Genomic DNA, 24,168 nt, shown 5'->3' on the forward strand with positions numbered 1-24,168 from the left:
ATCATTTGGGAACGTGCACACACATCAGCGGCGGTGCGAGCCCAACATAACCGCACAGCAACAACCATTGACAAGTGTCCAGGATGTTTCTCTACTGTGAACGCTCACAGAAGCAGGACAGGGCTCGCGACGGGCGCAGCCCTGGTCGGCCGGCTTCTGCATGGCAGATCCCCGCAGCAGGCGGGGACCCAGGTCAGGGGAGAGTTCCATGCCGCACACGAAGCGCCGCCGCCTCGTGACAACCGCCGTCGCCGTCTCGCTCGGCGCCACCGCCCTCGCCGCCTGCGGCACCGAGGACGGCAGCAAGGCCGAGTCGGGCCCGGTCTCGCTGACGTACTGGACCTGGACGCCCGGTATGGACAAGGTCGTGGACCTGTGGAACAAGGGGCCGGGCAAGCAAGACAAGATCACCGTCACGGTGAAGAAGCAGGCGTCCGGCGACACGCTGGTCACCAAGATCCTCACCGCGCACAAGGCGAAGAAGGCGCCGGACCTGGTGCAGGCCGAGTACCAGGCGCTGCCGACGCTGGTCAGCAATGACGCCCTGGCGGACATCTCCAAGGAGGTCGACGACGTCAAGGGCAAGTTCGCCGACGGCGTCTGGCAGCAGACCACGCTGGGCACGGACGCGGTCTACGCCGTCCCGCAGGACATCGGGCCGATGATGTTCTACTACCGCGAGGACCTGTTCAAGAAGTACAACCTGAAGGTCCCCACGACCTGGGAGCAGTTCGCCGAGACCGCCCGCGCGCTGAAGAAGGCCGCCCCCGACAAGGAGTTGACGACGTTCTCGGCCAACGACTCCGGTCTCTTCGCGGGCCTCGCCCAGCAGGCCGGCGCCAAGTGGTGGACCGCCTCCGGCGACAAGTGGAAGGTCGCGATCAACGACGCGGCCACCCAGAAGGTCGCCAAGTTCTGGGGCGGCCTGGTCAAGGAGGGCGTCGTCGACAACCAGCCGATGTACACCCCGTCCTGGAACAAGGCGCTCAACACCGGCAAGCAGATAGCCTGGGTCAGCGCCGTGTGGGCGCCGGGCACCCTCACCACCGCCGCACCCGACACCAAGGGCAAGTGGGCCATGGCCCCGCTCCCCCAGTGGTCCGCGACCGACAACGTCACCGGCAGCTGGGGCGGCTCCTCGACCGCCGTCACCACCGACTCCCAGCACCAGGAGGCGGCCGCCAAGTTCGCCAAGTGGCTGAACACCGACCACGACGCGCTCAACGCACTGGCGAAGGACAGCGGCATCTACCCGGCCTCCACCTCCGCCCAGCTCAGCGGCGCCTTCAGCAACCCGCCGGAGTACTTCTCCAACCAGGCGGACTTCTACCCGCAGGCCGCCAAGATCGCGAACAGCACCGCGCCGTCCGCCTGGGGCCCGAACGTCAACGTCGCCTACGCGACCTTCAACGACGCGTTCGGCGCCGCCGCCAAGAACAAGTCGGACTTCGCCGCCGCCCTGGACAAGATGCAGGACGCCACGGTCGCCGACATGAAGAAGCAGGGCTTCGGAGTCTCTCAGTGACGAGCACCACAAGCCGGAAGGCGTACGGGGTCAAGGGGGCCCCGTACGCCTTCCTCCTCCCCGCCACGATCCTCTTCGCCCTGTTCTTCGCGCTGCCCATCGGGTACGCGGTCTGGCTCAGCTTCCGCAAGGTGCACGTCTCCGGCCTCGGCCTGGGGTCGGGCGCGCGGAAGGAGGTCTGGGCGGGCCTGGAGAACTACACCGACGCCCTCGGTGACAGCGAGCTCCTCGACGGCGCGCTGCGCGTGCTCGGCTACGGATGCATCGTCGTCCCGGTGATGCTCGGCCTGGCCCTGCTGTTCGCGCTGATGCTCGACTCCGAGAAGGTGCGCCTCGCCCCGTTCACCCGGCTCGCGATCTTCCTGCCGTACGCCATCCCTGGCGTGGTGGCCGCGCTGCTGTGGGGCTTCCTGTACCTGCCGGACGTCAGCCCGTTCTACTACCTGCTCGACAAGTTCGGCCTGCCGCAGCCGGACCTGCTGGACGGCGGCCCGCTCTACCTCGCCCTGTCGAACATCGCGGTATGGGGCGGCACCGGCTTCAACATGATCGTCATCTACACCTCGCTGCGGGCCATCCCCGCCGAGGTGTACGAGGCGGCGAAGCTGGACGGCGCCACTCCGCTGCAGATCGCGCTGAAGATCAAGATCCCGATGGTGGCGCCCTCGCTGGTGCTGACCTTCTTCTTCTCGATCATCGCGACGCTCCAGGTGTTCAACGAGCCGACCACCCTCCACCCGCTCACCAACTCCGTCAACACCAGCTGGAGTCCGCTGATGAAGGTGTACGAGGACGCCTTCCACCGCAACGACATCTACTCGGCGGCCGCCGAGGCGACGCTGATCGCCCTGGTGACGCTGGTCCTGTCGTTCGGATTCCTGCGGGCCGCGAACCGACGCAACAAGCAGGAGGAAGCACGATGAGTTCTCTTGCCGTCCGCAAGGCCGCCCCGGCCGCCGGCACCACACCCGGCACCGCCCAGGGCCCGCCGCTGCGCCACCGGATCGCGCTGGTCCCGACCCTCACCCTGCTGCTCGGCGCGATCTACATGCTGCTGCCGGTCGCCTGGGTGGTGATCGCGTCCACCAAGTCCGGGCACGAGCTGTTCTCCACGTTCACCTTCCTGCCGGGCACCGGCCTCGCCGGCAACCTCGAGGACCTCAGCGCCTACCGCGACGGCATCTACTGGGAATGGCTGGGCAACTCCGCCCTGTACTCCGGTCTCGGCGCCCTGCTGTCGACGGCCGTGTCGGCGTGCAGCGGGTACGCCCTGGCGACCTACCGCTTCCGTGGGCGCGAGACGATGTTCAACGTCCTGCTCATGGGCGTGCTGATGCCGCCGGTGATCCTCGCCGTCCCGCAGTACCTGCTGCTGGCGAAGGCGAACCTCACGGACTCCTATCTGTCCGTGCTGCTCCCGCAGATCCTCTCCCCGTACGGCGTCTACCTCTCGCGCATCTACGCGGCCGCCGCCGTGCCCGGTGACGTGGTCGAGGCCGGACGGATGGACGGCGCGAGCGAGTGGCGGATCTTCACCCGGATCTCGCTGCCGATGATGGTGCCCGGCCTGGTGACGGTGTTCCTGTTCCAGTTCGTGGCGGTGTGGAACAACTTCCTGCTGCCGTACATCATGCTGAGCGACGACGAGAAGTTCCCGATCCCGCTCGGCCTGTACACGCTCCTGGAGCAGGGTTCCAACACCCCTGCGCTGTACACCCTGGTGATCACCGGGGCCGCTCTGGCCGTGCTGCCGCTGATCGCCCTCTTCCTGGTCATCCAGCGGTTCTGGAGCCTGGATCTGCTGTCCGGGGCCGTAAAGTCATGACCATGAGCAGCAATGCGGGGAGCCGTCGCAAACCGCCGACGATCCACGACGTGGCGCGCGAGGCAGGGGTCTCACGAGGCACCGTCTCGCGAGTGCTCAACGGCGGGCACTACGTCAGCCCGGCCGCGCAGGAGGCGGTGAACGCCGCCATCCGCAGGACGGGGTACGTCGTGAACCGGCATGCCCGTTCGCTGATCACGGGGCGCTCGGACTCGGTCGGCTTCCTGCTGACCGAGCCGCAGGAGCGGTTCTTCGAGGACCCCAACTTCAACGTCCTGCTGCGCGGGTGCACGCAGGCGCTGGCCGCGCACGACGTGCCGCTGCTGCTGATGCTGGCCGGCACGGAGGACGAACGGCGGCGCATAGCGCGGTACATCACCGCCGGGCACGTCGACGGGGTGCTGCTGGTCTCCAGCCACTCCGGCGACCCGGTGGCCGAGGAGCTGCGGGAGGCGGGCGTGCCGCTGGTCGCCTGCGGCAAGCCGATCGGGCTGGGCTCGAAGGTCAGTTACGTGGCCGCCGACGACCGCGACGGGGCCCGTGACATGGTGCGCCATCTGCTGTCGCTGGGCCGCCGCCGGATCGGCGTGGTCACCGGCCCGCTGGACACGCCCGGCGGTGTCGAGCGGCTCGCCGGTTACAAGGAGGTGCTCTGCGAGGCGGGGGCCGGCGTCGACGACAGGCTCATCGTCTCCGGCGACTACAGCCGGGCCAGCGGCGAGGCGGGGGCGGAGCGGCTGCTGGCCCAGGCCCCGGACATGGACGCCGTCTTCGTCGCCTCCGATCTGATGGCACAGGGCGTGGTCACGGCGCTCCAGCGGGCGGGCAAGCGGGTGCCGGACGACATCGCTGTCGGCGGCTTCGACGACTCCCCCGCGGCGACCGCCGTCAGCCCCGCCCTCACCACCATCCGGCAGCCCTGGGACCGGATCAGCTCCGAGATGGTCCGCGTGCTCCTCGCCCAGATCGGCGGCGAGGACCCGGCGGCGGTGATCCTGCCGACGGAACTGGTGCGCCGGGAGTCGACGTGAGCGCGCCGTGGCCCACCGGCTGGCCGGTCTGACCAGCCCCGTCCCGTAGGCGAGGACCACCGCCCGGGCGCGGTCGCGCGTCTGGCATGCGACGGTCCCGGGGCTGCCGCGTTCCGATCGCTGCGGCACAACGCATGACGGCGGCGCGCAGCCCGCGACCGGTCAGGATCGAAGAAGCCGGAGCGGGCTCCCCCGCCCTAGCGTGGGAGCACCGACGGAAACCCGTCGGACCACCGGCACCGAGGAGTGAGTCCCATGACCGCAGGCCTGCAGACGATCATCTATCCGGTCAAGGACCTGGAGAAGGCCAAGCCCCTGTTCACCGCTCTGCTGGGCGTCGAGCCCTACGCCGACGCGCCCTACTACGTCGGCTTCAAGGCCGCCGGGCAGGACGTCGGCCTCGACCCGAACGGGCATGCGCAGGGCATGACCGGGCCGGTGCCGTTCTGGCACGTCACCGATCTCCGGGAGCGGCTCGCCGCGCTGCTCGAGGCGGGTGCGGAACTGCTCCAGGACGTGCGGGACGTCGGCAACGGCCGGCTGATCGCCTCGGTGAAGGACCCCGACGGCAATCTGGTGGGGCTCCTCCAGGACCCGGCCGCCTGAGCCTCGTGCGGCTCCTCGCCGGCTCCTTGCGCCCGCACTACTTGCGCCCGCACTAGTTGCATACTCAACAATTGGCCGATTTGGTGCTACGGTGCGGATATGGCAGCGAAGACGGCCGACGCACGGCTCGAGGAACGGTGGCGGGACATCCTGTCGGTCCACGCGCGCACGATGTGCGAGATCGACCGGTCGCTGCACCCCCACGGGCTGGGCGCGAGCGACTTCGAGGTACTGGATCTGCTCGCCTCCGAGCCGCGCGAGCAGGGCGACCAGTGCCGGGTGCAGAACCTGGTCGGCCGGGTGCACCTCAGCCAGAGCGCGCTGTCCCGCCTCATCGGGCGGCTGGAGAAGGACGGCCTCGTGGAGCGCTCGATCTGCGCCGAGGACCGGCGGGGCGTCTGGGTCGCGCTGACCGGCAAGGGCCGTGAACTGCACGCGCGGGTGCTGCCGCTGCAGCGGGCGGCACTGGCCCGCATCCTGGAGGAGCAGCCGGCCTAGAGGATCAACTCGGCCCCGTCCGCGAGGACTTCCACGCCGGCCACCTGCGCGCGGGCCGGGGAGGCGGGGTCGGGCAGTGGGTTCGTGTTGTCGAGGTGAGGCCGCGAAGAAGGTGCCGTCCAGCAGCACGCAGTCGGCCGTCGCGCACAGTCCGTCCAGCGTCTCGCCCCAGGCGTCCACGCAGGGCGCGTACACCAGCACTCCCCCGGTGGCCAGGTCCTCGGTACGCCGTCACCCAGCGGCCGTCCGGGGCGGGGGCCGGCATGTACTTGGGGGCCTTGGCGCCCATCGGGTGGGCCGTGACCACCAGGCCGCCCCCCAGCACGAAGCCGCCGTCGGCCAGGCTGTCGTACCACTCCCAGGGGGCATGGCGGTCGAGGGCGCCGCGGGCCGGGGCGAGTGCGGCACGGACCGGGGGGGCCGCGTACACCCGCAGGCCGGCCGCGCCGCGCAGCACGGCGAGGCCCATGACGTGGTCGGCCTCGGCATCGGTCAGCAGCACGCCCCGCAGCGGGGTGTCGCGGGGGCCGGGCCGGAGCGCAGGGGTGGCGGTGAGCCGGGTACGGATGTCGGGCGAGGCGTTCAGCAGCCACCGGTCGCGGCCGTTGCCGGAGAGGGCCGCGCACTCCTGGGTGCGCGGGGGCAGCTTTCCGTCCCGGGCGGCCGAGCACAGCGCGCAGGCGCGGTTCCACTGCGGGAAGCCGCCGCCGGCCGCGGTAGCAGGACGATCCTCACGACCATCCGTCCCGCTCGCTCGCCCGGCCCCTCCGCTGGGATCTTCCCTCCCTGGCCGCGCGGACCACCCCTTCTCCGGGGGTAGTTCCGGCCGGCCTCGGCCGGGCGGTCGTCGCCGGAATCGGCCGCGCTCAGCCCGCCGAGCGGGCCAGCAGGGTGCGCACCCCCTCGGAGGTGAGGGTCAGGCCGTGCTCGGAGCTGCCGTCGATGGTGAGCGAGATGTCGTCGGCCGGCCACTGGGAGGCGAGCGCGCCCAGGGGCACGAGGCGGTAGCGGGAGACGTAGGGCAGCAGCTCGGCCATCTCCAGTTCCGAGGTGAACACCGGCACGACGGGGTTGTCCCCCGGCCTCTCCAGGACGGGCAGTGCCACCGCGGAGGGGTCGGTGGCGTCCTCGGCGGCGGCGTCGTCCGGCACGGGGAGCAGCACGTCGCTGCTGGCGAGCGTGTGCAGCGCGGTTGGGTCCTCGGCGTTCTCGGCCAGCGCGTCCAGCGCCCGCTGGGCCGGCGTCGGCATGTCGTCGTACGCGGGTGTCTCCATGGCAGATCCCCTGCTAGCGGCGGTCGTGCGGTCGCCCGTCGGCACTCGGCCGCGGGCACGGTCCTGAGCGCGTACCCAGCAGGTCCGGGGGCATGCAGGCCGGATGGGACCGGGCGGATGACGGTTCGGCGAACCGTGGCGCATGCCGGAGGCAGCCGGACGTGTTCGGCGGGGGGACGCTAGGGCCTGTCGTCACATTCCCGTCGTCGCCCGAAGGGCGGCCCCGCGGCGTCGTGGGGGAGCGTGCTCTGGGGGTCCCCCCGGCCGAAGACTGGGGGAGTGCCGGGCGGAAGGCCCCGTCGACGGACCGGACGTACGTGGGCTTTCGCCCGGTGCGGCGAGTGGGGGTACCTCCCACGCCCTTGAGGCAGTGGGGGAGCGTGCCAGGCGTCGTGGGGCAGACGGGAATGTGACGACAGGCCCTAGGCCGGGCGGTGCCGGGCGTCGGGGATCACGGGGGTCTTGCCCGGACGCTTGACCGCCTGGCCGACGATGACGGTCTCGACACTGTCGACGCCCAGCCCGCCCAGGTCCCGCGTGATGAACCGGTAGAGGTGAGCCAGGTCGCGCACCCAGACCGCGACGTGCAGGTTGGCGGCGCCGGTGGTGGCGAACGCGCCGTGCACCGCCGAGTGGCGGGCCAGGGTCCGGCCCACCGCGTCGAGCCGGCCGGGGGCGACGCGCATCACGACGTTGGCGTCGATGTCCAGTCCGAGCCGCCGTGGGTCGACGACGACCTGGGTGAGCAGGCGCCCGCTCTCCGCCAGCCGGGCGACGCGCCGGCGCACCGTGGACTCGGGGTGGCCGGTGCGCGCGGCCACGGCCGCCGCCGGGGCCCGTGCGTCGTCGCCCAGGGCGGCCAGGACGGCGCGGTCGACGTCGTCGGGTTCGCCGGGCGCGGCCGGACGGGCGGGGGTCAGGGCGGTGCGTTCGGCATCGGTCAGCACGTCGTGCCGCCACTCCGGGGCCTCGGCGAAGGCGTGCAGGACCGTGTCCGCCGAGACGGAGGTGACCGCCCGGGTGGCGGGCAGCTCCCGGAAGACCAGGTGGTCCGGGCTGCCTGGCCGGGTCCAGGAGACGGCGAGGATCTCGTCGCCGGAGGTGGACAGGTCGATGAACGGGACGTCGGTCCGGGCCGCGAGCGCCGCCGTGAGGGCCTCCAACCGGCCGCCGAGCACGCGGATCCGCAGGAACAGCGCGCCGACCGAGTCGGGCCGCACGGGCAGCGCGATCACCCGGCAGACCCCGTCGCCGAGCAGGGCACGCCAGCGCCGGTGCACCGTGCGCGCGCTGACCCCCAGCACTTCGGCGGCGCGTTCGGCGGCCAGCCGCCCGTCGCACTGGAGCGCGGCCACCAGCCGCTGATCCAGCTCGCCGAGTACCGGATCCGCCATGTCGAGGGCCATGGCGCACATTATCGCTCACATCCACGGCCTGGAGAGTCGTACGACGATCGGCGGGGGCGAGGATCAAGTCACCGAAGCAACCCACTCCCGAGGAGTCCACCATGACGTACGAGAGCCTGCTCGCCCCCATGACCGCCGCCGCCCACGAGGCCGGGCAGCTGGTGTCGGCCGCTTCGCGACCGGAACGTGCCGCCACAGCCGAGGAGTTCGCCGCGGCGTTCCACGCACTGGAGGCGCCGGCGCTGGCCGTGCTGCGGCGTCACCTGGAGGCGCTGCGGCCGGGGGTGGCCTGGGCGGAGGAGCTGGACGGCCTGGCCGGACTGCCCTCGGAGGGTGAGGTGTGGGTGGTGGACGCGATCGACGGAGCGGTGCAGTTCCTTCAGGGGCTGCCCCAGTACTGCGTGAGCCTGGCGCTGGTGAGCGACGGCGAGCCGGTGGCGGCGGTGCTGTACGCCCCGCTGCTGGGCGAGACGTACCGGGCCGCCCGCGGGCGGGGCGCGACGCTCGACGGGCGACCGGTGGCACCCTCGGTGAAGACGGATCCGGCGGCGGCCGTGGTCGCGACCAGTCAGCCGCCTTTCATCGGCCGGCAGCCGGGCGTGGCCGAGGCGGCCGGCCGGTCACTGGCCGCGGTGCTGCCGCGGGTGGCCGCCGTACGCAACCTGGGGCCCACCAGCTGGCAGATCGCCGACACCGCCGCCGGGCGTCTGGACGCCTTCTGGCAGTTCGGCCGGGACGCCGCCAACCTGTTGCCCGGTGCCCTGGTCGCCCGGGAGGCGGGCGCGGTGGTCAGCGACGCCGACGGCAAGCCCTGGACAGCCGCCTCGGACAGCTTCCTGTCCGCCCCGGCCGGGCTGCACGGCCACCTGGTGGACGCCTTGCGTCTCGGGTGACGCCGCGCCGGGCCGACGACGTCCCCGGACCGCTCAGTCCGGGCGGAGCCCCTGGTCGCCGAGGAGTTCGGCGAAGCGCTGGGCGCCGATGTTGCCGCCCGAGAGGATGACTCCGATCCGGCGGGGCAGTGGCTCCACGCGGTGGGCCAGCAGGGCGGCCAGGGCGCTCGCGCCGCTCGGTTCGACGACGGTCTTCAGACGCTCGAAGGCGAACCGCATCCCCTCGCGGATCCGGTCGTCGTCGACCAGGGCGATGCCGTCGAGGAGCCGCCGGTTGATGGAGAAGGTGAGTTCGCCTGGGATGTCGGCGGCCTGACCGTCGGCGATGGTGCGGGGCACGGGGATGGAGACGCGCCGGCCGGCCTCCAGGGAGCGCCTGGTGTCGTCCCCGGCCTCCGGCTCGACGCCGATCACCCGGATGTCCGGCAGGAGGCCCTTGGCCGCGGTCGCGCTTCCGGCGATCAGTCCGCCGCCGCCGACCGGCACGACCAGGGCGTCGAGGTCCCCGGCCTCCTCGATCAGTTCCAGGGCCGCCGTTCCCTGCCCGGCGATGACGTGGGGGTGCTCGTACGGCGGGATCAGCTCCAGGCCGCGGTCGGCGGCGAGGGCCTCCCCGATCGCGACCCGGTCACCGGTGTAGCGGTCGTAGGTGACGATCTCGGCGCCGTAGCCGGCGGTCGCCTCCAGCTTGGCGCGGGGCGTGTCCTCGGGCATCAGGATGACGGCGGTGGTGCCGAGCTCACGGGCGGCCAGCGCGACGGCCTGCGCGTGGTTGCCGGAGGAATAGGCGGCGATGCCCTTGGCCAGGCGTTCCGGGGACAGCCGGGACGCGGCGTTGTAGGCACCGCGGAACTTGAAGGCGCCGACCCGCTGGAGGTTCTCGCACTTGACGAAGACCTCGGCGCCCACCAGCTCGTCCAGGGTCCGCGAGCGCAGCACGGGCGTCCGGTGGGCGACGCCCTTGATCCGTGCGGCGGCGTCCCGGACGTCGTCGAGGCTGACGGGCGGGGTGTCGGGCATGTTCGAACTCCGTTCTGGGCGCTGCCGACCACTGCGGTCGCCGGATGCCGGATGTCGCCGGATGCCGGACCGATCCAGGCTGGAATCATTGTCCAGCATCTAGACGGAAAGTCCAGCCCTCCGGTCGCTCCCGGGGGCGGCAGCGCCCAGCCGGAGTCGTGGCCCGCCCGGCCTCAGAGCACCTGGCCGCCGGGGTCGCCGGGCTTGATGCGCCCACGCCAGGCGCCGGTCTCGCCACCGCGGTGCTCGACGTAGTCCTTGAAGCGGCGCATGTCTCCCTTGACTCGCCGGTCGATCATGCCCAGCGCGTCCGCGCCCTTCTCCACCATGCCTCCCGGCACGATGTCCATGACGAGCTCCACGCGCGTGTGCGTGTCGTCCAGGCGCTGGAAGCGGACCGACCCCTTCTGCTCGGTGTCGCCGCTGATCGAGCGCCACGTGATCCGCTCGTCGGGGAGCTGGTCGACGATCTCGGTGTCGAACTCGCGCTTCACTCCCCCGATCTTGGTGGTCCAGTGGTTGTGGCGGTCGTCGAGCTGCCTGACCTCCTCCACTCCCTCCATGAACTGCGGGAACTGCTCGAACTGCGTCCACTGGTTGTAGGCGGTGTGGAGGGGGACCTCGACCTCAACCGTTTCCTTGACCGTGCTCATAAGCCCTCCTTCGTCTTCATCGGTCGGTGGTCATCGACCGGCTCTCGTCGGCCGGCCTCCGGGTACCCCGGTGACCGGCCCGATCACAGGTGGGCTCACCCACCGTCGCGGAACACCTCCTGCGACGTGCGCAGGCGCAGCTCCTCCAGCGTGCTCAGCTGCCGTTCGGCCCGGGCGATCAGCTCGTCCAGCTGCCGTGGGCCGAGGCGCCCGTCCGCGTCGGCCAGCGGACGCAGCGACCGCCAGCCGGCCGCCTTCCCCTCGACACCGAGCCGCAGGAATTCGAGTTCGAGGACCGCCGAGAGCGGCGACCGGGCGACGACGCGCCCGTTGGGCTTGAGCCGCCCCGCACATTCGGCGGCGGCTCCCGCCAGGACCTTGTACCGGCGCTTCGGGACTCCGAGCCGGTCCATGACGCCCAGCAGGCTCTCGCGGTCCTCGGCGATCTCCCGCGCGAGCGGTTCCAGCACGTCACCGAGCGCGGTGCCGCGGTGTGCCCGTGCCACGTACCCGGCGCGGCGGGTGCCGACGGTGGCCCCCGCCAGATGGTCGTTGAGGTAGATGCCCAGCAGGTCCATGTTCACCCGGGCCGGGTACCCATCCGACCGAGCTATGTCGATGTATGGCAGATTTGTCAGCTCATTGGCGGAATCGCCCCCCCCCACGGCATGGGTACCTGAGCAGTCCGGCGTCGCTTCCGGCGCCGGTGTCACCGAGAACACTGGAACATCTCACCGCCTGGAGGAACCATGGCGGCTCTCAGGCCCACCGATCTGCAGAAAGCCCTGTCCGGCGTGGACTACCCGGCTGACCGCGAACAGCTCCGGAAGGCCGCGGAGAAGAACCACGCTCCGAGGGAGATCACGGAGCGCATCTCCCACCTCGGGAAGAAGGAGTTCCAGAACCCGGCCGAGGTCAGCAAGGCCGTGTTCGACGAGAAGTGACAGCGCCTACGGACACGGCGGCCGGAGCCCCGGGCTCCGGCCGCCGCGGTGCTCTCCGGTCTCACTCCCCCGGGGCGAGGGTGCGTGCGAGCACGCGTGCCGTGTCGGAGATGAGCCCGTTGTCCACCGCCGCGTCCCGGGTGGTCTTCGACGACAGCACGGCCAGCACGACCGGTGCCCCCTTGGTGGTCCAGGCGACGCCGAGGTCGTTGCCGGTCGCGTAGTCACCGGTGCCGGTCTTGTCGGCGACGACCCAGTCCTGCGGCAGGCCGCGGCGGAACCGTTCGCCGCTGGTGGTGTTGCCCTTCAGCCAGCTGACGAGCTGCTCGCGGTCGGCGTCCGCCAGGGACCGGCCCAGCGTCAGCCGCGTGAAGCTGCCGCCGACCGCCTCCGGCGTGGTGGTGTCGCGCGGGTCGCCGGGGACGGCGGAGTTCAGGTCGGTCTCCCAGCGGTCGAGCCGGCTGACCGGGTCGCCGATCGACCGGAAGAACCGGGTGAGTCCGTCCGGCCCGCCGATCTGGCGCAGCAGGAGATTGCCCGCCGCGTTGTCGCTGTACTGGATCGCGGCCGCGCACAGGTCGCCCACCGTCATACCGGTGTCGACGTGGTCCTCGGTGATCGGGCAGTTCGGCAGCACCACGTCCGTCGGCGGGTAGTGGATCACCTTGTCCAGCGGCGCGCAGTGACCGTGATCGCGGAGGACCGCCGCCGCGGCGAACGCCTTGAACGTCGAGCACAGGGCGAACCGCTCCCGCGCCCGGTGGACCACGACCTGACCGGTGCGGAGGTTGCGGGCGTACACACCGAGACGTGCGGCGTACTGCTGCTCGAGATCACGCAACTCACCTTCCACATCTCCCCGTTGGGGTTCCGATGCGGCCGACGCGGTGGGCGCCGACGCGGCGGCGGTGAGTGCGGCGGTGGACACGGCGAGGCCGGCCTTGAGCAGGCCGCGTCGCGGAAAAGGGGTGGCGGTGGTCATGCGGACAGCGAAACAGCCGCGCACCGTCCATGTCCAAGAGTCATCTGTGCACCATCCATAACCTATTGATATGAAGGCTGGGTGGATCTGCTGGCACACCTCGAGGCGTACGTCACGGCCGTGGACGAGGCGAGCTTCTCGCGTGCCGCCGACCGGCTCGGGATCGCGCAGCCGCTTCTCAGCCGGCGCGTCAAGACGCTGGAGGAACACTTCGGCGGTCTGCTCTTCGACCGTTCGCGGCGGCAGGTCACGGTCACCGAGTTCGGCCGGCTCCTCCTGCCGTACGCCCAGGACGTGCTGGACCGGGCCCAGCGGTTGCGGCATGTCGCGGGCTCGGCCCGGCAGGCGGCGGTACGGGCCGTCGGCGTGCCCGCGGACTGCGGCCCGGCGGCGCTGGCACGGGTCATCCGAGCCGGTACGGAGAACGGCGTTCGGCTCGGCGTGCACGAACTGCCGCCTGAGGAGCGCGTGTCGGGCCTGTCCGCCGGCTCGCTGACGTATGCGCTGCTGCGGGTTCCTCCGGAGAACGCCGCCCTCCGCGTGCCGCTCGGCCTGGCCTCCGCGCCGCCGCCGGACGCCCCGGACGCCCTACACGCCCCGGACGCTCCGGACGAGCGGCGTCCCGGCCCGCGCCCGCGACCGCGCCCGGTCCATCTGGATGAGCTGCGGCCGCGGCGTGGCCACGGCGCGCGGGGCGGGCCTCGGGCTGCGGTGCCGGTACTGAGCCTGGCCGAGGACCAAGTCCCTTACGCACAGGACCGGTTGCGGCGTGCGGCCGCTCGTGCCGGCCTGCCGGAGGACGTGGTGCGTCCGGCCGGGCCGACGGCGACCGCGCTCGCCGAGACCCTCGCCGGGCGGGTGACGCTGCTGTGCGCGGAGCCGTTCGCGCGGCGGCACGGCGCGAGCTGGGCGCCGTTGGGGGACGCCGCGCTGCACCGGGGGTACGAACCGGGTGTGGCGGGGCGTCAGGGTGCGGCGACCATGCCGGGCTGGCTGGTAGCGCTGCTGGCGGCCGCCGTCGGTGCCGCGCCTGCCGGAACGGCCGCCGCGTACGAGGCCGCGGAGGCCTCCTCACGTCTGGCGGCGCGCGGATGAGCGCCGGACCGGTCCGCCGCCCCGCCTGTACGGCCGGCGCCGCCGCCCTCCTCGACGTCGCGGAGGCGATCGCCGCCGACTGGGCGGAACTCGGCGTCCGCGGTTCGTTCCTCGCCCGCAACGTCGACACCGGCGAGCAACTCGGCTTCGACGCCGACGAACCGGTGCCGCTCGCCTCGGTGGTCAAGGTCCCGCTCGCGCTGGTCGTGCTGGACCGGATCGCGGCCGGAGAACTCGACGCCGCACGGCCGGTGACCGTCGACCCGGCCACCGGCAGCGTCGGACCCACCGGACTCGCGGCCTTCCGGCACCCGGCCACCGTGGCCGTCGGCGACCTGGTCCTCCTCATGCTCGCGGTCAGCGACAACGCCGCCGCCGACGCGTTGCTCGACCTCGTCCCGGTGGCGGACGTCGATGCCCGCCTGGCCGCGTGGGGTTGTTCCGGCATACGGGTGCGGCACCGGCTCGACCACATGTACCAGTGCGCCGCGGGCGCCGCGGGCAACGACTTCTCGCTCGCCCTGGAACTGGCCATCCGCGACGACCGCTCGGGGCGGCACACCATCGAGACGCTGGACCCCGCCCATGCCAACCTCGGCACCGCCGCGTCACTCGTCACCCTGCTGCAGCGCGTGTGGCGCGACGAGATCGCCCGGGCCGGCGCGACCGCGGAACTGCGCCGGCTGATGGGGCTTCAGGTCTTCACCCACCGGCTGGCGAGCGAACTGCGCGCGGACACCCTCCGGGTCAGCGGCAAGACCGGCACGTTCCTCCATCTGCGGCACGAGATCGGCGTGGTGGAGGCCGAGTCCGGCGACCGCGTGGCGATGGCCGCGCTCACCCGCTCCGACCGCCGGGCCGGCCTTGCCCCGGACATCGACCTCGCGATCGGGATCAGCGCCCGGCAGGCGTTCGAGGCGCTGCGACGCTGAAGGTCACCGTCCACCCGGGCCGGCCACCGGCCGGTTCCCGGCCCGTCCCACGACCCACAGGGCGATCTGGGTGCGCGACCGCATGCCCAGCTTGTCGCGGACCTTGTCCAAGTGCGTGGCCACGGTACGGGCGGAAAGACCGAGCCGCTCCCCGATCAGCCCGTTGGTCAGCCCCTCGGCGACGAGTTCGGCCACCATGAACTCCCGGGCGGTGAGCGGGTACTGGCCGTCGGCGGCTCCCGCGGTGTCCCTCGTGGCGGGCCGGCCTCCGCCGGGTGTGCGCAGGGCGTACGCGACCAGCCGGTCCCCGCGCAGCCGGCGGCCGACGCTGACGGCGGCGTCCCGGGCGGTCGCCGACAGCCGGGCACGCGCCCGGTCCGCAGTCCGCTCCACCTGCCGCCGCCACGGGTCCTCCGGCTCGGTGTCCAGCCGGCGGCGGGCCTGCGCGCTCGCCTCGTACAGGCGCAGTGCCCGCTGCGGGTCGCCGCTCTCGGCGGCCACCAGGGCCAGGCCCTCGACGGGGTAGAGCGCGTGGAAACCCGCTTCGGGGACGATCCGCAGCACTTCGGCGAACAGTGCCTCGGCGCTCTGGAGCCGCCCCAGCGCCAGCCGCACGGCACCCGCGGTGTGCAGCGCCGCCGCGGCCCGGCGCCAGGGCGCGTATGCCCTGATCAGCGGCAGGCAGCGGGACATCAGCGCGTCGGCCTCGGCCTCCCGGCCCGTCTGGAGGAGGGCCCAGGCCAGATGATGGGTGCACCACGCGGTGTCCTGCGGTCTGCCGAGCGCGGCGAGGACGTCCAGGCACTCCCGCAGATCCGTGACGGCCGCCTCGGGCTCACCCCGGCACAGCCGTGCCGCGGCGCGCGCGTCCAGGGCGTTGGCGAGGCCGGCGGGGTGGTCGCGTGCACGCTCCGCGGCCACCGCTCGCTCCCCCAGGAGCAGTGCCCGGCACAGCTCGGCCTGCTGGCAGGCCACACGCGCGGCCAGCGCGGGGACGGTACCGCCGAGTGCCCGGCCGTCGGCGGTGCCCAGCAGCCCGGTCAGCAGCGTGCGGGCGGCCGAGGGCTGTTCCTGCTGATAGTGCACACGGGCCAGTTCGAGTATCAGCCGTGCGGGCGGGGCGGTGTCGTCGTCGCCGACGGTGGACAGGGCCGCCGCGAGGTTGTCGCGCTCCGCGACGAGCGGGCCGTCGGCCTGGTCGGCGAACACCTCCTCGCCGGCCCGGTCGGCCAGCCCGGTGAGCCACTCGCGGGCCCGCCGCCGGGTGGTGTGCAGTTCGCCGGACGCGACCAGGCACTCCATCGCGTAGGCCCGGATGACCGCCGGCTGTCTGAACCGTGCGGGCTCGGCGTCCCCCGGCAGCCGGGCGAGCAGCGACTTGGCCTCGAGGGCGCACAGGAGGCGGAGGACCTGCCGCTGTGCGATGCCGGTTCCGGCGCAGACGGTCCGCGCCGCGTCCGTCCCGAACCCGCCGACGAGGACCGCGAGACGCCGGAAGACGGCCTGTTCCGCCGGATCGAGCAGCCGATGGCTCCAGTCGATGGCGGCGGCCAGCCCGCTGTGCCGCCGTGGCCCGGTCCTGCTTCCGTCTGTGAGGAATGACAGCTGGGACAACTGCTCGTCCAGGCCGGTCAGGATGTCCCCCAGCGGGAGGGTGCCGACGCGTCCGGCCGCGAGTTCGACGGCGAGCGTCAGCCCGTCCAGGCGGCGGCATATCTCGGCGACGGTCCTGCCGTTGCCGCGGTGCAGGGTGAATCCGGGTGCCCGGCCGGCGGCGCGCTCCGTGAACAGCCGGACGGCGTCCGCCCGCAGGAGGACGGCCGGGTCGTCCTCGTCGCCGGCCGGCGGGAGGGACAGCTCACCGACCCTGAAGACGGTCTCCCCGGGGACCCGGAGGGCCTCCCGGCTGGTGGCCAGGATCCGCAGCCGAGGGCCGTGCCGCAGCAGGGCCGCTGCCAGTCGCGCGCACGGCTCGGCCAGGTGTTCGCAGTTGTCGAGGATCAGCAGCCGCGAGGCGTCGCCGATCGCGCCGACGAGGACATCCACGCCGGACCGGCCGGCCTGCTCGCCGACGGCCAGGGCGGCGGCCACGGACTGCGCGAGCAGCGCTCCGTCGTGCAGCGAGTCGAGTTCCACCAGGTCCACCCGGGTGCCGCGGCCGGACAGGCCCCTGGCCAGCTCCAGCGCCAGCCGCGTCTTGCCGACGCCTCCGGTACCGGTCAGGGTGAGCAGGCGCGACGTCCTGAGCAGGGTGCGCAGCCGCGCCAGCTCCTGTCGTCGGCCCACGAAGGAGTCGAGCGCCCGGGGCGGGACGAGACCCCGGACGCCCGGATCCGGGCCGGCCGACCGCTGTCTGAACGCCCGTTGCCGGCAGGCGTTGGAGCAGTAGCGAGCCGGCCGGCCGCCGTGCGGTCTCCCCGTCAGCGCCGCACCGCACGACTCGCACGTCCGACTCCGGCTCATCCCCGGTTCCTGGCCGCGCGTGCCCGGAACGAAACCCTCACCTTCCGCTCCGGCGCGCGGTCAGGGCGTGGCGGCGGGATCGACGCCCAGGACGACGGCGCCGGTCACTCCCTTGCCCAGGTCGCTGCCCGCCGGGGTGACGGTCAGCAGGGTCGAGGACCCGCCGTTGCGGTAGATGCCGTCCCTGGCGTTGAGCGTGCGGGTGGCGGTGTTGTTCCGGTAGGGAGCCCGGGCGGCGATCCTGGTGTTGTACGTCTCCGGGAAGTAGAGCTGGCCGGTGTGGGAGACGTGCCCTCCGTGGTACGTCCCGTTCGACACCGTGCCGCCGGCGTGCGTCTTGACGTGGATGTGGAGGGCCCGGCCCACGTACCAGCCGGGGTAGATGGTGGTGAACTCCGCGACGCCGGCGGAGTCGGTCAGCTGGACGCCGCGCAGGAAGGTCGTGTCCGGGGTGGAACCGCCCGCGACGTAGCCGGAGTAGACCCCGAGGGCGTCGCAGTGCCAGATGTCTACCGCGGTGCCGGGCAGCGGGGCGCAGGTCGTGCTGTGGACCACCGTGACGCGCAGCGTCAGTGGTACGCCGGCCCTGCCCTCGGTGATGTCCTCGCGGACCGTCTCCAGGTCAAGGTAGTACGGCCCTTCGGTCTGCTCCGGCGTGAGCACGCAGGCGGCCGCCGACCGGGCCGGCGTCCGCGTGGCGGTGTTCCGGTCGGTGGCCGCGGTCGCCTGCGCGGCCGTGAGCCCGAGGCCGGCCACGCCGAGGGTCGCGCCGCCCAGGGTGGCGATGACGGATCGCCGGTTGTGGTGGGGGGTGTCAGTCATGCTGAGACGATGACGCGTGCGACGCTCCGCGGGATCGGTCGGACGACCCATGAACCGGGGGCGTTACGAAACTCCCGGGCTATGGCCCACGCCCGTCACCCGTTCGCCGCCGCTTTCTTGATCGCTTCGCGGATCCTGGAGTACGTACCGCAGCGGCACACGTTCTCGATCCGGTCGATGTCGGCGTCGCTCGGGTGGGCGGTCTTCTTCAGCAGGGCCGCCGCCGCCATGATCTGGCCCGGCTGGCAGAAGCCGCACTGGGCGACGTCGCAGTCGAGCCAGGCCTGCTGCACGGGGTGCAGGGTGTCACCGTCGGCCAGGCCCTCGATCGTGGTGACCTCGCGGTCCGCGCAGTCGGCGACCGGCACGACGCAGGGCTGGACCTCCGCGCCGTCGAGGTGACTGGTACAGGCACGGCAGACGCCCACACCGCAGCCGTACTTGGGTCCGGTGACGTGCAGCAGGTCCCGCAGGACCCACAGCAGCGGCATGTCGGCCGGGGCCTCGACGGTGACCGGCTTGCCGTTGAGGACGAAGGAGTAGGACGGCATCGGCACTCTTTCAGAAGGCGAGTCGGAAGGTGAGTCAGAAGGTGAGGGGGAAGCGGCGGGGCTTGGTACCGGTGGCCCGGGCGAAGGCGTTGGCGACGGCACCGGCCGCGGCCGGCACACCGAGCTCACCCGCCCCGCCCGGCTCCCGGCGCGAGGGCATGATGTGCGCCTCGAAGTGCAGTGGCGCGTGCCGTTGGCGCGCGTAGTGGAAGTCGGCGTAGCTGCTCTCGCGGACGGCGCCCCGGTCGATGTGGAGGCCTGCCTGGAGGACGGTGGAGATGCCGTCGACCGCGGTGCCCATCAGCTGGGCCTGAAGTCCCCGCGGGTTGACGGCCGTTCCGACGTCGGCCGCCATCACCACCTTGGTCACCCGGGGGTTCTTCGGGTCGCCCGCGTCGATCTCGGCCAGGCAGGCGACGCACGAGCCGTACTCCTCGTGGACGGCGACGCCCTGCGCCTGACCGGCCGGCATGGTCCGGCCCCAGTCCCCGGCCGCCGCGACCTTCTCGAGCACGGCCTTGACGGCCTTGTTCCGGAGCGTGGTGCGCCGGAAGGCGACCGGGTCCTGGCCCAGCCTCGCGGCGGCCTCGTCGACCATGATCTCCTCCGCGGCGCGCATCGTCCCGGAGTCCACCGACCGCCAGGCGCCCAGCGGCATCGCCAGGTCGACCGAGCCCGAGTCCCCGGAGACCCGGCCCAAGTTGTACAGGCCGCTCTCGCTGGGCAGCGGACCGGCGGCACGCGCCCCGGCCCGGACGAGCCCGCCCTTGGCGGACAGCCCCTCGGACGACTCGCTCACCGAGGCCGTGACATGGGTGAAGGCCACCACCCTGCCCCCGGCGAGGCTGACCCGGATCCGGTGGTGGTCGGCCGGGCGCATCCTGCCGTGCCGGGTGTCGTCGGCGCGGCTCCACATCAGCTTCACGGGCCGGCGCGCCGCTTTCGAGATGAGGGCCGCCTCGATCGCGGCGTCGTAGTTCAGCCGCCGGCCGAACGAACCGCCGCCCCGGATGACATGGACCCGTACCTTCGACGCGGGCAGCCCGACCGCCGAGGCGATGCTGTCCCGCGCGTCCATCGGTGTCTGGGAGGAGAACCAGATCTCGGCGTGCCCGGCACGCACGTCCGCCACCGCGGTCAGTACCTCCATCGGCGCATGGCTGACGAAGGCGAACTCGAACTCGCCCTCCACCTGCGCCGATCCACGCGGCGGGGTGCCCATGCGCGGCACCGCCGCCCGCAGCCGTGAGCGGATCGCGGCGTCGGACAGCGAGGCGAGGGGGCCCGGGGCCCAGGTGATGTGCAGGGCGTCCCTGGCCTTGAAGGCGTGGTGGAAGGACTCGGCCACCACGGCGACCCCGCCGGCGATCCGGACGACGGCGTGGACCCCCGGCATCCGACGCGCGGCCCGGTCGTCGACGGACACGACCTTGCCGCCGAGCGTGGGCGGCCGGGCCACCACGGTCGGCTGCGCTCCGGCCACCGTGAGGTCTCCGGTGTACTTGGCCTTTCCGGTGACGATGTCCCGGGCGTCGATCCGGTTCGTCGGCCGGCCGATCACCCGGTGCCGGGAGGCCGGCTTGGGCTTGCTCGACACGGCCGGCCGGCGGACCCCGGCGGCGCTCTCGGTCAGTGATCCGAAGGTCGCCGAACGCCCGTCCGGCGCGATCACCCGCGTGTCCCGGGTGCGCAGGGACCACGCGGGGAGCCGCCAGCGCCTGGCCGCGGCGGTCACCAGCTTGGCGCGCGCCAGGGCCGCCAGCGCACGGGCCGGGTCGTACAGCGAACGGACCGAACTGGAGCCGCCGGTGTACTGGTTGCCCTTGGCGCGGGCCTCGGCGAGCGGGATGTCGACATCGGCGAGCCGGGCGTCCAGCTCCTCGGCGATCATCATGGCGACCGCGGTGGTGACACCCTGGCCGACCTCGACGCGCGGCAGCCGTACGACGACCTTGTTCGCCGCCGTGACCTCGAGAACCAGCATCTCCTCGTCGGTGCCGGTCACCAGGACGTCGGACCGCTCACCGGCGGCCTCCGCGCCTTCCGCGGGGGACGCGTCACAGCCGAGGGGGGCCGCGACGGTCAGGGTGGACGCCGCGAGGGAGTAGACCATGAATCTGCGACGGGACAGCTGACGGGCCAACAGACGCTCCTTACGGGGGTGCCGGGTCGCTCCGGCTGCGTGTGCCGACTCGTAGGAGGCGTCAGCGTGCCCGGAGGTTGCCTGTGCATGGCCCCCGCTTGGGGCTTTCTTGGCCGTCGCGGGACTCCGTCAGCCGCAGCCCCCCGCATGCCCCTGGTCGACGGTGGCGGCCGTGAGCGGTTCCGGGGGCAGGTGGCGGGCGCGGACGCGGGCCACGAAGGCGGGGAGGCGGTCGACGCCCCAGTACTTGTCGAAGCCGTCGATGAAGGTCGATGAAGTAGGGGACGCCGAAGACGCCGACGCGGTGGAGGAGTTCGATGGAGGCGAGCCCTTCGGCGCGTACGGCCGGGTCGTCGGCCGCGCCCGCGACGGGTCCGGGGTCGAGGCCGAGGCCGGCGGCGACGCGGCCACGACGGCGGGGTCGGAGATGTCCCTGCCCCCTTCCCAGCGGGCTCGGTAGACCGCGTCGATGAAGGGGCGGCCGTGGCCGAGGCGGTCGGCGACCGGGTAGGCGAGGTGCGCGACCTCCCAACTGGCGTTGGAGTCCTGCGGCCAGACCAGTTCGGCGTCGCCGCGCCACCACAGCTCCAGGGAGCGCAGTTCGCGCAGTCCCGTGCCGACGAGCACGGGGATGCCGCCCAGGTCCTCTCCGAGGCCGGCGTCCTTGGCCGCCTGGCCGACCGCGTCGAGCAGCAGGGCGGTGGTGCGGGCCGGGACGTCGGTGCCCTCGGCCGGCCGGTCGTCGACCTCGTAGGCGTACCGGGCACGGAAGTTGGCCCGGTCGAAGCCGCGCAGCGGGGCGTGACCGGTGACGCCTGCGCACAGGTTCTCGAAGAGGTCGTCGACTCCCCCGCCCGTGCTCGCGATGGCGCCGATGCCGGTGATGGCCTGACTCAGCACAGCGCGTCCTCCTTCGTGTGTACGGGGTGGGCCGGTCGTCGTAACGGCCCAGCAGCAGCACCGCGTTGTTGCCGCCGAAGGCGAGCCCGTTGTTCTGCACGACCCTCAGGTCGGCCTCGACCGCCCGGTTCGGCACGCAGTCGACGGTGCATTCCGGGTCGGTGGTGACGTGGTTGATGGTGGGCGGTACGAAGCGGTTGTCGATGGCGAGCGCGCAGCCGATCGCGCCGAGCGCGCTGGCGGCGCCCATGCTGTGCCCGAGCATCGACTTCACCGACACCGTGCGCGGTGGGGTGTCCCCGAACACCTGCCGGATGGCGCCGACTTCGATGGCACTGATGCGGGCCGGGTTCGCGGGGGCGGGCTCGCAGGCGGTGACCATCCGTGTCCCGATGGTGCTGCGGGCGCTGGACACCCTGTGCACGGGCGCGTGGTCCCGTGCGACTCCCGCGCAGAGCTACCGCAGGGTCTCCGCGCGTGGCCGGACCGCGATCGCCCGGCAGGTGCTCGGCTGTCTCACCGCGGGACGCACCGGCGAGGTCGCGGCGCAGAGCCTCGGGCTGTCGGTGCGCACGTATCGCCGCCATGTCGCCGAGCTGATGCAGGAGCTGGGCGCGGTGTCCCGCTTCCAGGCCGGTGTGCACGCGGTCGAACTGGGCCTGCTCGCACCGGAGAGCAACGCGGCGTGACCGTGGCTACGCACGCCGGAGCAGGGCGTCCATGGTCGCCTCCAGGTACGCCGGGAACGCCTCGCGCGCGGGCAGCGCGGACGGCACGGCATGGCCGAGCTGCGTGTGGCCCAGATAGAAGCTGTACGCCATCAGCGCGCGCCGCCGGGACTCCTCCTCGGCGAAGCCGAGCTCGGCGAAGAGCCCTGCCAGGTAGCCGATCCGGCGCTCCGTGACCTGCCGCAGCGCGGCGGCGACCTGCGGGTGGTCGGTGCTGGCGAGCAGCGAGACCTCGAGCGGATCGGCGGCGGCCGGCTTGGTGACCTCGGTGAACAGTCTGCGCAGCCGCTTCTCCGGGTCCGGCTCGGTCTCGACCGACGCGATGATCTCCTCGGTGTCCGCCTCGACCCAGCGGGCGAGCGCCGCCTCGATCAGTGCCTCGCGGTTGCCGAAGTGCCAGTAGAAGCTGCCCTTCGTGGCACCGAGACGGGCGGCGAGCGGCTCGACCGCCACCGCCGCGAGGCCGCCGCCTTCTCCGATGGCGGCGAGCGCGGCGTCCGCCCAGTCGCGGGCGGTGAGCCTGGCCTTCCTGGTCTGTTGCCGTTGCACCATGTCCATACGCTACCGTATGGTTTTCCATACGCCAGCGTATGGAGGTACGCGATGCTCAAGGACAAGCCCGTAGCGGTGGGTTTTCCCGAAGCCGCCCGGCTGATCAGGACAGCCGTCGACCGGCCCGACTACCAGGACGCGTACGCCATGGAGCTGCGGCCCGGAATGCCGCGCGATCCGGCGGCCTGGACGGGCATCCTGCGCGACGCCTTCCCCATCTCGGCGCGGCAGGACGGCGAGGCCCTCATGAACGTGAGCACGGCCGGCCTCGATGCCTGGGCCTCGATCGTCGTCGACGACAGATACGTCACCCTCTGCAGTTCGGTGAAGACCAGCGCATGGCGGTCCAGGCTCTACTGGGGCGTGGTGAAAAGGGTTCACCCCTTCATGGCCCGCGCCATGATGGTCCGCACCCACCGCAAACTCGCTCTCGCCGCGCAGAAGGCGACATAGGCACCTGAAAAGGCGTCACCGGCGAAATGCGGGAAATCCACACCGCCCGCTCGTTGACGATTCCGTGGCGAGCATGTGTGGATGTCGTAGTCACCGGGCGTGAAGTGATGGCGTATAAGCGTGTCGGTACTGATTCGCGCCACCGCGATTCACGGAGAAGGGTTGCGGCGAAATCCGTCGTGCAGTACCTACGTAAAACATGAACCTGTTCCACCGCGGTGCGTCGCTCCGCCGCTCGGCGTCCCACACGACCGCTCAACTCACCGCAGAGCAGCCGAACTTTGCCTCTGGCGACGGCTCCGATCCCGCCCTGGCGGCGCTGACCGGAGAGTGGATGATCGACCCGGCGCACAGCAGGATCGGCTTCTCCGTCCGGCATGCCATGGTGACCACGGTGCGCGGGGCATTCACCGAGTACCAGAGCCGGCTCTACTTCGACGGCCGTAATCCCGCTCGTTCGCGGGCGGAGATCACGTTGTCCACCGCGAGCGTCGACACCGGAGTGGAACAGCGTGACGCCCACCTGGCCGGCCGTGACTTCCTGGACTCCGCGGCTTATCCCCGGATGCGTTTCGCCAGTACGGCCGTGCAACTCGCGAGCTCCGACGTCTACCGCATGGCCGGAGATCTCACCATCAAGGACGTCACCCGTCCCTGCGTCCTGGAACTCACCTACATAGGCCACGTCACCGACCCCTTCGGCTATGAGCGGGTCGGATTCGACGGCACCACCACCATCGACCGCTCCGACTGGGGCCTGACGTACAACGCCCGGCTCGCCGAGGGGGGCGCCATGGTGAGCGAGAAGGTACGTCTCCAGTTCGACATCGCCGCCATCCGCGCCACGCCCATGGGCTGACCCCCGCACCGTG

General features: G+C 72.3%; 24 protein-coding genes and 2 pseudogenes. 12 read left to right on the forward strand and 14 right to left on the reverse strand.

The window, feature by feature from the left end; genetic code table 11:
• Window positions 1-208 precede the first annotated feature (208 nt).
• The 6 genes from ACH45E_RS01655 to ACH45E_RS01680 all read left to right on the forward strand — a co-directional run bounded on the left by ACH45E_RS01655 (window position 209) and on the right by ACH45E_RS01680 (window position 5,485).
• Entirely contained in the window at window positions 209-1,525 is a 1,317-nt protein-coding gene (locus tag ACH45E_RS01655; RefSeq protein ID WP_361436311.1) for an extracellular solute-binding protein, read from the forward strand.
• Window positions 1,522-2,448: a sugar ABC transporter permease gene (locus ACH45E_RS01660; RefSeq protein ID WP_361436309.1), complete on the forward strand. Its 927-nt coding sequence runs from the start codon at window positions 1,522-1,524 to the stop codon at window positions 2,446-2,448. Before ACH45E_RS01655 ends, ACH45E_RS01660 begins: the two co-directional genes overlap by 4 nt.
• Window positions 2,445-3,350: a carbohydrate ABC transporter permease gene (locus ACH45E_RS01665; protein ID WP_361436306.1), complete on the forward strand. Its 906-nt coding sequence runs from the start codon at window positions 2,445-2,447 to the stop codon at window positions 3,348-3,350. The genes ACH45E_RS01660 and ACH45E_RS01665 overlap by 4 nt, the downstream gene beginning before the upstream one ends.
• A complete protein-coding gene (locus tag ACH45E_RS01670) occupies window positions 3,347-4,381 on the forward strand; it encodes a LacI family DNA-binding transcriptional regulator (protein ID WP_361436304.1) in 1,035 nt (344 codons plus the stop codon). Before ACH45E_RS01665 ends, ACH45E_RS01670 begins: the two co-directional genes overlap by 4 nt.
• Window positions 4,382-4,636: 255 nt before the next feature.
• On the forward strand, window positions 4,637-4,987 hold the full coding sequence (locus ACH45E_RS01675) for a VOC family protein (protein ID WP_361436302.1): 351 nt from the start codon (window positions 4,637-4,639) through the stop codon (window positions 4,985-4,987).
• Between the two features lie 99 nt (window positions 4,988-5,086).
• Window positions 5,087-5,485 (forward strand): MarR family transcriptional regulator, encoded by a 399-nt coding sequence (locus ACH45E_RS01680; protein ID WP_361436300.1) that lies wholly within the window; start codon window positions 5,087-5,089, stop codon window positions 5,483-5,485.
• Between the two features lie 4 nt (window positions 5,486-5,489).
• Here the strand turns inward: ACH45E_RS01680 and ACH45E_RS01685 are convergent, their stop codons facing one another.
• From ACH45E_RS01685 to ACH45E_RS01695, 3 genes are all read right to left on the reverse strand, one after another.
• Entirely contained in the window at window positions 5,490-6,158 is a 669-nt protein-coding gene (locus ACH45E_RS01685) for an MBL fold metallo-hydrolase (RefSeq protein WP_399039939.1), read from the reverse strand.
• Window positions 6,159-6,351: 193 nt separating this feature from the next.
• Window positions 6,352-6,759, reverse strand: coding sequence for an SseB family protein (locus ACH45E_RS01690; protein WP_361436298.1), 408 nt, complete (start codon window positions 6,757-6,759; stop codon window positions 6,352-6,354).
• Window positions 6,760-7,181: 422 nt separating this feature from the next.
• On the reverse strand, window positions 7,182-8,165 hold the full coding sequence (locus ACH45E_RS01695) for an AsnC family transcriptional regulator (protein ID WP_361436296.1): 984 nt from the start codon (window positions 8,163-8,165) through the stop codon (window positions 7,182-7,184).
• Window positions 8,166-8,266: 101 nt separating this feature from the next.
• Between ACH45E_RS01695 and ACH45E_RS01700 the strand changes: the two genes are divergently transcribed.
• The gene (locus tag ACH45E_RS01700) at window positions 8,267-9,058 is read left to right on the forward strand and encodes an inositol monophosphatase (protein WP_361436294.1); all 792 of its coding nucleotides are present in this window, start codon (window positions 8,267-8,269) and stop codon (window positions 9,056-9,058) included.
• A gap of 33 nt (window positions 9,059-9,091) precedes the next feature.
• Here the strand turns inward: ACH45E_RS01700 and ACH45E_RS01705 are convergent, their stop codons facing one another.
• From ACH45E_RS01705 to ACH45E_RS01715, 3 genes are all read right to left on the reverse strand, one after another.
• Window positions 9,092-10,078 carry a pyridoxal-phosphate dependent enzyme gene (locus tag ACH45E_RS01705; RefSeq protein ID WP_361436291.1) on the reverse strand — a complete coding sequence of 329 codons (987 nt, stop codon included), beginning with the start codon at window positions 10,076-10,078 and terminating at the stop codon, window positions 9,092-9,094.
• 173 nt (window positions 10,079-10,251) lie between these two features.
• Window positions 10,252-10,731 carry an SRPBCC family protein gene (locus ACH45E_RS01710; protein ID WP_361436288.1) on the reverse strand — a complete coding sequence of 160 codons (480 nt, stop codon included), beginning with the start codon at window positions 10,729-10,731 and terminating at the stop codon, window positions 10,252-10,254.
• A 95-nt stretch (window positions 10,732-10,826) separates the two neighbouring features.
• Window positions 10,827-11,309, reverse strand: coding sequence for a hypothetical protein (locus ACH45E_RS01715; RefSeq protein WP_361436885.1), 483 nt, complete (start codon window positions 11,307-11,309; stop codon window positions 10,827-10,829).
• 171 nt (window positions 11,310-11,480) lie between these two features.
• On the opposite strand from ACH45E_RS01715, the gene ACH45E_RS01720 reads away from it, so the two are divergent.
• On the forward strand, window positions 11,481-11,675 hold the full coding sequence (locus tag ACH45E_RS01720) for a DUF2795 domain-containing protein (protein ID WP_361436286.1): 195 nt from the start codon (window positions 11,481-11,483) through the stop codon (window positions 11,673-11,675).
• 61 nt (window positions 11,676-11,736) lie between these two features.
• Here ACH45E_RS01720 and bla read toward each other — a convergent pair whose 3' ends face one another.
• Window positions 11,737-12,657 (reverse strand): class A beta-lactamase, encoded by a 921-nt coding sequence (gene bla / locus ACH45E_RS01725; RefSeq protein ID WP_361436284.1) that lies wholly within the window; start codon window positions 12,655-12,657, stop codon window positions 11,737-11,739.
• An 81-nt stretch (window positions 12,658-12,738) separates the two neighbouring features.
• Between bla and ACH45E_RS01730 the strand changes: the two genes are divergently transcribed.
• Together ACH45E_RS01730 and ACH45E_RS01735 are read left to right on the forward strand one after the other, a co-directional pair.
• Window positions 12,739-13,752: a LysR family transcriptional regulator gene (locus tag ACH45E_RS01730; RefSeq protein WP_361436282.1), complete on the forward strand. Its 1,014-nt coding sequence runs from the start codon at window positions 12,739-12,741 to the stop codon at window positions 13,750-13,752.
• Window positions 13,749-14,684, forward strand: a complete 936-nt coding sequence (locus tag ACH45E_RS01735) for a serine hydrolase (RefSeq protein WP_361436280.1) — start codon at window positions 13,749-13,751, stop codon at window positions 14,682-14,684. The genes ACH45E_RS01730 and ACH45E_RS01735 overlap by 4 nt, the downstream gene beginning before the upstream one ends.
• 3 nt (window positions 14,685-14,687) lie before the next feature.
• Here ACH45E_RS01735 and ACH45E_RS01740 read toward each other — a convergent pair whose 3' ends face one another.
• From ACH45E_RS01740 to ACH45E_RS01770, 7 genes and pseudogenes are all read right to left on the reverse strand, one after another.
• Window positions 14,688-17,147: a LuxR C-terminal-related transcriptional regulator gene (locus ACH45E_RS01740; protein WP_361436278.1), complete on the reverse strand. Its 2,460-nt coding sequence runs from the start codon at window positions 17,145-17,147 to the stop codon at window positions 14,688-14,690.
• A 60-nt stretch (window positions 17,148-17,207) separates the two neighbouring features.
• Complete coding sequence (locus ACH45E_RS01745; protein WP_361436276.1) at window positions 17,208-17,969, reverse strand: intradiol ring-cleavage dioxygenase; 762 nt, start codon at window positions 17,967-17,969, stop codon at window positions 17,208-17,210.
• Between the two features lie 95 nt (window positions 17,970-18,064).
• Complete coding sequence (locus ACH45E_RS01750) at window positions 18,065-18,520, reverse strand: (2Fe-2S)-binding protein (protein ID WP_361436274.1); 456 nt, start codon at window positions 18,518-18,520, stop codon at window positions 18,065-18,067.
• A gap of 34 nt (window positions 18,521-18,554) precedes the next feature.
• The gene (locus tag ACH45E_RS01755) at window positions 18,555-20,633 is read right to left on the reverse strand and encodes a molybdopterin cofactor-binding domain-containing protein (protein ID WP_361436882.1); all 2,079 of its coding nucleotides are present in this window, start codon (window positions 20,631-20,633) and stop codon (window positions 18,555-18,557) included.
• Between the two features lie 594 nt (window positions 20,634-21,227).
• Window positions 21,228-21,563: pseudogene (locus tag ACH45E_RS01760) on the reverse strand (3-oxoacyl-ACP synthase); the annotation flags it as partial.
• Between the two features lie 37 nt (window positions 21,564-21,600).
• Window positions 21,601-21,891: pseudogene (locus tag ACH45E_RS01765) on the reverse strand (beta-ketoacyl-[acyl-carrier-protein] synthase family protein); the annotation flags it as partial.
• Between the two features lie 367 nt (window positions 21,892-22,258).
• A complete protein-coding gene (locus tag ACH45E_RS01770) occupies window positions 22,259-22,849 on the reverse strand; it encodes a TetR/AcrR family transcriptional regulator (protein ID WP_361436272.1) in 591 nt (196 codons plus the stop codon).
• A gap of 45 nt (window positions 22,850-22,894) precedes the next feature.
• Here ACH45E_RS01770 and ACH45E_RS01775 point away from each other — a divergent pair, with 45 nt between their 5' ends.
• Window positions 22,895-23,296: a hypothetical protein gene (locus ACH45E_RS01775; protein ID WP_361436270.1), complete on the forward strand. Its 402-nt coding sequence runs from the start codon at window positions 22,895-22,897 to the stop codon at window positions 23,294-23,296.
• Between the two features lie 199 nt (window positions 23,297-23,495).
• Window positions 23,496-24,155, forward strand: a complete 660-nt coding sequence (locus tag ACH45E_RS01780) for a YceI family protein (protein ID WP_361436267.1) — start codon at window positions 23,496-23,498, stop codon at window positions 24,153-24,155.
• The last annotated feature ends 13 nt before the right edge of the window (window positions 24,156-24,168 follow it).

Source organism: Streptomyces sp. NPDC020299, assembly GCF_044387825.1.
GTDB lineage: Bacteria > Actinomycetota > Actinomycetes > Streptomycetales > Streptomycetaceae > Streptomyces.